Origin of the sequence: Bifidobacterium xylocopae (assembly GCF_003315615.1) — a bacterium.
Taxonomy (GTDB): domain Bacteria; phylum Actinomycetota; class Actinomycetes; order Actinomycetales; family Bifidobacteriaceae; genus Bombiscardovia; species Bombiscardovia xylocopae.
In genome coordinates this window covers 1-870 of the sequence record NZ_PDCH01000035.1, presented here as the reverse complement: position 1 = coordinate 870, position 870 = coordinate 1, and the positions used below count along the sequence as shown (strand labels likewise).

Sequence of the window (870 nt, the reverse complement as noted above, 5' to 3'; positions counted from 1 at the left end):
GCAGTTGGTGTTGGCCATCGTCAGCGCCTGCTGGGCCACGCCGACGCCGTTCGGCAGCATCGTCACACCCTGGGCAGCGAAAGCCGCATTGATGCTGGACATGGCGTTGCCGCCGAACCCCCCATCGTTGTTGTCGTGGTACGCCCACTGCTGCGAGACGGCCATCACACCGCCGCCACCGCCGCCCGCGTTGCCGCCGCCTCCACCGGCGAAGGCCGCCCCGACCGGCAGGGCCGCCATCGCGGCCACGGCCGAGACGACCGCCACGCCCTTCTGGAGAGCGCCGAGCCTTGGTAAACTCCATTTCTTCATATATCTTCCCTTACTATGAAGGGGACGGGCATACGTGCTCGTCCAATCAAGCCAGTGGGATCGACTACTTGCAAGGTGCTCCATCTCACTGGCACATTTATTACAAACTCTTAATCAGCCGATACCACAAACACCCGCATCGTTGCAGCCATGGTGACTTGTATCAAGTGGTGGCAGTTTGCTTTTCCATGATTCGCCGCCACCCGCAGGTGCTGGAGAGGCGGGTGCCGGTGCAGGGGCCCCTCCCCTGTAGCCGCCGCCACTCCCCCCCGGGGCCGCGCCTTGATGATAGGGGGCGGTGGCCTGCGGTCGGATCTGTGCCGGCGCCTGGCTGGCCTGGGCCGCCTGCTGGGCCTGCGCCGCCTGGGCCGCCGCCTCCGCCTGCGTCTGGGCGCTGGCGTTGACCGCATCAAGTGCGGCCTGGATCGCGGCCTGGGCCTTCCGGTAGTCGTCCGGCTTGTTCGATTGGACCTTGCCGGCGGCGTCCAGCGCCTGCCGGAGCTGCTCACGGGTGGCGTTGTCGGCCACCTGGCCCTCCGTCTGCGCCAGCCGGGCCGA

General features: G+C 67.2%; 2 pseudogenes. Both read right to left on the bottom strand.

Going from position 1 to position 870, the window contains the following annotated elements:
• Positions 1-312 (bottom strand): annotated as a pseudogene (locus CRD59_RS07515) (hypothetical protein); the annotation flags it as partial.
• Positions 313-426: 114 nt separating this feature from the next.
• A pseudogene (locus tag CRD59_RS07510) lies at positions 427-870 on the bottom strand (hypothetical protein); the annotation flags it as partial.